Origin of the sequence: Pseudomonas sp. Bc-h (genome assembly GCF_002080045.1) — a bacterium.
Taxonomy (GTDB): domain Bacteria; phylum Pseudomonadota; class Gammaproteobacteria; order Pseudomonadales; family Pseudomonadaceae; genus Aquipseudomonas.
In genome coordinates this window covers 54296-61194 of sequence record NZ_MUIN01000018.1, presented here as the reverse complement: position 1 = coordinate 61194, position 6899 = coordinate 54296, and the positions used below count along the sequence as shown (strand labels likewise).

At 60.8% G+C, this 6899-nt stretch carries 5 protein-coding genes; 1 reads left to right on the top strand and 4 read right to left on the bottom strand.

The features are described 5' to 3' along the window. Positions 1-573: 573 nt before the first annotated feature. Positions 574-1863 (bottom strand): MFS transporter, encoded by a 1290-nt coding sequence (locus tag BWR59_RS30855; RefSeq protein ID WP_081569454.1) that lies wholly within the window; start codon positions 1861-1863, stop codon positions 574-576. Positions 1864-2204: 341 nt separating this feature from the next. Between BWR59_RS30855 and uxuA the strand changes: the two genes are divergently transcribed. Further along, on the top strand, positions 2205-3254 hold the full coding sequence (uxuA, locus tag BWR59_RS30850) for a mannonate dehydratase (protein WP_081569453.1): 1050 nt from the start codon (positions 2205-2207) through the stop codon (positions 3252-3254). 99 nt (positions 3255-3353) lie between these two features. On the opposite strand, the gene BWR59_RS30845 is transcribed toward uxuA, so the two are convergent. The 3 genes from BWR59_RS30845 to BWR59_RS30835 all read right to left on the bottom strand — a co-directional run bounded on the left by BWR59_RS30845 (position 3354) and on the right by BWR59_RS30835 (position 6690). Continuing rightward, positions 3354-4061, bottom strand: a complete 708-nt coding sequence (locus BWR59_RS30845; protein WP_081569452.1) for a FadR/GntR family transcriptional regulator — start codon at positions 4059-4061, stop codon at positions 3354-3356. A 374-nt stretch (positions 4062-4435) separates the two neighbouring features. After that, entirely contained in the window at positions 4436-5566 is a 1131-nt protein-coding gene (locus tag BWR59_RS30840) for a D-mannonate oxidoreductase (protein ID WP_081569451.1), read from the bottom strand. 113 nt (positions 5567-5679) lie between these two features. After that, the gene (locus tag BWR59_RS30835) at positions 5680-6690 is read right to left on the bottom strand and encodes a zinc-binding alcohol dehydrogenase family protein (RefSeq protein ID WP_081569450.1); all 1011 of its coding nucleotides are present in this window, start codon (positions 6688-6690) and stop codon (positions 5680-5682) included. Positions 6691-6899: the final 209 nt, after the last annotated feature.

The window sequence follows — 6899 nt, the reverse complement described above, 5'->3', positions numbered from 1 at the left end:
ACGCCGGAGGTCACGACGGCAGCGATGGCATCTCCACAGGTTTTGAGTGTGCCGGCAACTCAGTGCATCGCCTCAAGGCAGTAGCCGGCGTGCTGGTTGAAGCGCGGCGATTTCGTATGCGAACGCTAGCGTGGAGTACAGACGCAAACCTTGTGGGAGACGCCGGAGGTCACGACGGCAGCGATGGCATCTCCACAGGTTTTGAGTGTGCCGGCAACTCAGTGCATCGCCTCAAGGCAGTAGCCGGCGTGCTGGTTGAAGCGCGGCGATTTCGTATGCGAACGCTAGCGTGGAGGACAGACGCAAACCTTGTGTGGGAGACGCCAGACGCCGGAGGTCACGACGGCAGCGATGGCATCTCCACAGGTTTTGAGTGTGCCGGCAACTCAGTGCATCGCCTCAAGGCAGTAGCCGGCGTGCTGGCTCAAACGCGGGATTTCGCATGCGAACGCTAGCGTTGAGGACGGATACAAACCTTGTGGGAGACGCCGGAGGCCACGACGGCAGCGATGGCGTCTCCACAGGTTTTGTGTGCTGCGGCAATTCGGCGGCGCACCTGATAAGACCGATCGTCTATAACCGCTGCGCCAGGCTCGCGGCATCGGTAGCCGAAGGCTGGTCCGGGGTGATCGACAACGGCTCGATCTTGCCGACGATGAACAGATAACTGAACGCCCCGAGCAAGGCGAACGCCCCTGCGGTCAACAACGGCGCGGTGAACGAGCCATTGCCCATGACCAGCATGAAGCCGGTGAAGGTGGTGATGAAAATCCCGGCCGTGTTGGAGGCGAAGTTTTGAATGCCGCCGATCGACGCCACATGCGCCGGGGTCGGCGCCACGTCGGCAGGCAGGCACCAGATACTCGCACCGGCAAACGCCAGGCTTGCATAGGCCAGGCTGAAGAACGCCAACATCGCGTAGGTGTTCTCGGTGAACACCGAGAGCGAGATGCTCGAAGACATCAGCATGCCGCCGACGATGCAGGTCTTGCGCGCCGCAGTCAGGCTCCAGCCTCGCCGATACAGCGCGTCGGAGGTCAGCCCGCCGATCCAGCCGCCAACGATTGAAGCAACCGCGGGAATCGTGCCCAGCGTACCGAGGGATTTCAGCGAGAAACCGCGCTGGGTCACCAGGTAGGTCGGGAACCAGGTGATGAAGAAATAGATCACGAAGTTCAGGCAGAAGAAGCCGAGCATCATGCCCCACAAGGTGCGATGGCGGAACAGCGAGGCCCACTTGACCTTGGGTCTGGCGGCGACAGCGGCGACCTTGCCCGCTTCATGCTGCTCGATGGCCGCAACCGCTTGCGGCTCCTTGTAGATCAGCCACCAGCCGATCACCCAGATGACGCCCACGGCCCCGGTGATGACGAACGACGCGCGCCAGCCCCATAGCTCGATAATCAATGCCACCACCGGAATCGACAGTGCCGAGCCCACCCGTGACCCACTGTCGAAGATGCTGGTGGCAAAACCGCGCTCCTTCACGTCGAACCACTGGCTGACGATCTTGGCGCACGACGGATAAGCGCCGGCCTCCCCCACGCCAAGCATCAACCGGCAACCGAACATCGCAGCCAGGCTACTGGCGGCGGCTGTCGCGGCGGTGAACAGCGACCACCAGGCCACCGCCAACGGCAGCGCAATCCTCGCCCCGACCTTGTCGACGAACCAGCCGAAAGGCATCTGCATCAGTGCGTAGGTCCAGAAGAAGCCGCTGAGCAGCAGGCCCATCTGGCCTGAGCCCAGACCGAGCTCTTTCTGGATATAAGGGGCGGCCACCGCCAGGTTGGCCCTGTCGATGTAATTGATGGCAACGGCGAGAAAGCACAGAAAAATGACCAACCAACGACCTTTCTGCATAGCGAGTCCTCCTGATTATTTTTATGAGTAAGACTTCGTGCACGGTTCGGACAAGGCCTGGAACCTGATCTGCGAATGACTGAATCGATGAGTTGACACCCACCACAGAACCCGCAAATTGGCCTGACCAAATACCCGAATGGAGCCGATACTAGACCCGAAAACCCGCTTTTGGAAACCGAAATAAGGTTTTTTTGGGGATTTATTCGCCGATCGGTTGGGGTTTGCATAATTTGGCCTGACCAATCTATGCTGCGACCAGCTGTCTTCCGGAACGCTCCGGACGCGGTCGAGGGCGATGCCTGCGCGACTGCGAAACTCATAACAACAAGGACTCAGCGATGAAGATGACCTTCCGTTGGTACGGGCAAAGCGACCCCGTGACCCTGCAGTACATCCGCCAGATCCCGGGCATGACCGGCGTGGTTTCAGCGATCTACGACATTCCCGTCGGCGAGGTCTGGCCGCTGGAGAAGATCGCCGAACTCAAAGCCACCGTGAACGCTCATGGGCTGGACCTCGAAGTCATCGAAAGCGTGCCGGTGCACGAGGACATCAAGCGCGGCCTGCCGAGTCGCGACCGCCTGATCGACAACTACGGCCAGACCCTGCGCAACCTTGCCGCCTGCGGGATCAAGGTTGTCTGCTACAACTTCATGCCCGTGTTCGACTGGACGCGCTCGACCCTGGCGATGGAGTTGCCGGACGGCTCGACAACCCTGGCGTTCGACGTCGCGGTCATCGAACAGACCAATCTGGATAACGGCATCAGCCTGCCAGGCTGGGACGTCAGCTACGAGCCCGAAACCCTGCGTACGCTGATCACCGAATACGCGCAAGTGGATGAACACACCCTGCGCGAGCGATTGGCCTATTTCCTCGAACGCATCATCCCGGTGGCTCGCGATGCAGGGATCAAGATGGCGCTGCACCCGGACGATCCGCCGCGCTCGATGTTCGGCATGCCAAGGGTGGTGAAGAACCGTCAGGATCTCGCACAGGTCATGGCCATGGTCGACGACCCGGCTAACGGCCTGACCCTGTGTTCCGGTTCGTTGGGGGCGGATCTGGGTAATGACATACCCTCGCTGGTCAGAGAGTTCGGCGGCCAGGGGCGCATCCACTTCGCGCACTTGCGCAATGTGAAGGTCAACGAGGCTGGCGATTTCTACGAGACGGCGCATCGCTCCGAAGACGGCTCGCTGGACATGGCCGAGATCGTCAAGGCGTATGTGGAAACCGGCTTCGAGGGCTATTACCGCCCCGACCACGGGCGCATGATCTGGGGCGAGACCGGCAAACCGGGTTACGGCCTTTACGACCGTGCGTTGGGGGCGGTGTATCTGAATGGATTGTGGGAAGGGATTCGCAAAAACATGCCGACGCAGTGATCCTCTAGCAGCACGGCTTGCCGGCGGTGGCGTCACTGAAATTCCTACCGCCAGCAAGCCGGACTGCTGCAGACCAGTGTCGGCTGAAGCAAGGGGAAGTCACCCCTGCTCGGTATTCATCCCGTCCAGCCACCGGGCCTCGGACCTGCGCAGGTGTTCGCGCATGGCGGTCTGGGCGCCGATGAGGTCGCGGGCCTGCACGGCTTGCAGGATCGCCTCGTGTTCGGCCACGGCAATGGCCCAGGTTTCGCGGGTTTCGGAGTGTTCGCTGACGTGAGCGGTCAGCGGGCTGTAGCGCTCTTCGAACAACGAAGTGATGATCCGCACCAGGGTCGAATTGCCGCTCATTTTCGCCAGTCTCTGGTGGAACTTGCGGTCGTCATCCAATGCGGGAACGCCTTTGATCGCGCCTTCGCGCATCTTGTCGATACAGCCCTGCAGGTAGCGGTAATCAGCCTTGGTTCCGTGCAGGCAGGCGAGCATCACGCTCTCGCCCTCGATCAGCGCGCGAGCCTGCATCAGTTCCGAAGGGCTTTCGCCGAGGGGGCGGGTTTTGCCTTTGACCCCCAGCAGGTGCTCGCAGACGTAGATCCCCGAGCCCATGCGAATCTCGACACTGCCTTCGATCTCCAGGGCAATCAGCGCTTCACGCAGTGACGGCCGCGAAACCCCGAGCAACTGCGCCAGATCGCGTTCGGGAGGCAAGCGGGAACCGGCCTGGATGCCATTCTTGCGAATGTGCTCACGCAGGCGATCAGCGGTAATTTGATAGAGGCGGCGTTCGGTTGGAAGGCTTGGCGCGGTCATGAATCGGGTCCCGTCAGTCTGCGCCGGAGCATATCACAGGCGTACGCGCGGGCCTGCGGGCACAGCAGAATCTCTGAATTCAGCATGCCCAATGGATGCTAGCAATATCTGTGAATGCAGCAAGATCTTTGGACGCAGCAAGGCCTGTGGGAGGGAGCTTGCTCGCGAAAGCGTTGGGTCAGCCTGCATCGATATTGCAGACAATCCGTATTCGCGAGCAAGCTCCCTCCCACAAGGTATTCGCGGTGTGTCAGTCAGCGCCGCATGCTGCCTTGGAACGGGTCTGTTTCAGTCCCGCGAAAGTGCTGGGTCAGCGACATTCGGTCCGTATTCGCGAGCAAGCTTCCTCCCACAAGGTATTCGCGGTGTGTCAGTCAGCGCTGCAACGCGGACTTGAGCTTCGACTGCTGCAATCCTGCAACTTCACGCCCCATCTCGACCACCGGCAAAAACCGCCTGCGCTTTTTCTCCTCGTGGTTCTGCGCGATGTCCGCGATGCGGTGCTCAAGAAACGGATTGAGGAACCGATCGCGCACACTGGCCAGATAATCCCGCGCCTGGGCCTGTTGCCCTCGGGCAGCAAACACCGGGAGCACCTCCTGCTCCCATAGGTCCTCCAGGCTCTGACGCAACGCCGGATCGTTCATCGCCTGATACACCGTTTCATCTTTCCCACGCTCATCGACCCACCAGCGCTCGGCCAGCCAACTGTGACCAAGGTTGAGCATGAACAGCTTGAACTGCTCGTATTGCTCAAGCTGATCTGTGACGACGATGCAGGGATGGGTGCATGGTAGCGTCAGCCCTTCCTGTCGCTCGATGGCCCAGATCGCATACGGCTCGGCCACCGCGCCCACGGGCTCAATCGGCTGGGAGACGATACGGTCGACCAGCGAGTTGGCCCAGCGGCAGGTATCACGCAGGTACCGCGTGAACCCGGGTTCAATGGACCAATCGCTCGCCAGTGTGATGATCAGATCCCGCAGCACATCGCCGTTGTGTGACACCAGTTCGCAGGGGAACAACGACAAACCCGCATGGGGATCCAACAGCCAGCGATCATGCAACAGGACCAGCAGCTTGGCCGGGAAACTGACCGGCGCCGGAGCATTCGCGGCCAATAGCGCGGCATCGTCCGCAGCGTCCAGCAGGTAGCCTTTGTCACCGGTATTGGAAATCACCACCTCGACATCGTTCACGAAGCCCTGACGAATCCGCTGCCAGTCCTGGGCAGCATGCAACGCGGTGTGGATCGAAGACGACCAGTGTTCTTCGTCGATCACCTGACCGTTTTCCATGCCCTGAACCCGCACCGGGTAGCCTGCCCCGCTCGCCAGCGCCTCTACCCGTCGCGCGCTGTCCGCACTGCCAGTGGTCTGCACCACGGTCACCTTGCCCAGCGCCTCGCCTTTGGCCAGAGCCTGGGAGATGAACAGATCGGCATGGGCCTGAAGGAAGCGGCTGGTGCCGAATTGCAAAATCGGGGTGAAAATTGAATCGCTCACACGAAGATCCTTCTCATCAAAAATCGGGTTAGCCGCGCACCGCTCTGTCGCCAACCGGTATGTCGGCGATGATCTCAAGGACGCCACCGCCGGCAGGCCGCGCTGCTACGGGCTCAGCACTCGACAATCGCCTTGACCACGCCCTGCGCCGGGTCGAGCAGTGTCTGAAAGCGTTCGGTCACTTCATCGAGTTTCATGCGATGGGTATTGAGCGCCGCATCGGGAATCAGGCCGTCGCGCAGGCATTGCTCGACATAACGAAAGTCTTCGACCGTGGCATTGCGGCTGCCCATCAAGGTGGCTTCGCGCTTGTGGAATTCGGGGTCAGAGAAGCTGATGGTGTCGCGCACGATGGACACCAGCACATATTTGCCACCGTGGGCGATGAACTCGAACCCGCGCTCCATGGCTTTGGCGTTGCCCGTGGCGTCGAACACCACATCAAAGAATTCACCGTGGGTGATCTGCTCCAGTTGCTGTTTGTCGCTCTCGCCGATCAGCACTGCCGAATCGACCTTCAGATGCTCTCGACAGAACGCCAGGCGATCCTCACGCGTATCCAGCACTGTGACCTGAGCGCCGCGCAGGCGGGAGAAGATCGCCACCGCCATGCCGATGGGGCCGGTGCCGACCACCAGCGCGCGCTGGCCCTTCTGAATGTCGGATCGGCGTACCGCATGGGCACCGATCGACAGGAATTCGATCATCGCCGCCTGATCCAGCGTCACGCCATTGGCCTTGAGTACGAAAGCGTGAGGCAGGCTCAAGTATTCGGTAAAGGCGCCGTCGCGGTGCACGCCCAGCACCTGAATCCGCACGCAACAATTGGTCTTGCCCTGACGACAGGCGATGCAGTCGCCGCAGGACAGATACGGCATCACGTACACCACGTCGCCCGGTTCAAGCCCGCTGCCCGCCTCGCTTTGCTCGACGATCCCGGAGAACTCATGGCCCATGACCCGGGGGTATTCGAGGAACGGCTGGTTGCCGTTGAAGATATGCAGATCGGTGCCGCAGACCCCGACGCGCTTGATCCGTACAAGGGTTTCACCCGGGGCGCGTTCAGGCTTCGAGCGATCCTGTGCCAGCAGAGAACCGGGTTTTTCGCAGACGACTGTAAGCATGTTTTCTCTCCAGACCAGGCACTCCGGCGATGGCCTGCCGGGCGAGATCCATTGTTGTTGTGAGGCGGCAAGAGTCGACCTGGGCAGGTTCGACGCCACTGGAAAAAAGCTACACAGCGAGATGGATATTGGCAAGACCAATTATTTTTAATTGCTATTGGCCTTACCACATGCGGCGCCGACCAAAGCATGCCGACGGCCGACAGGCG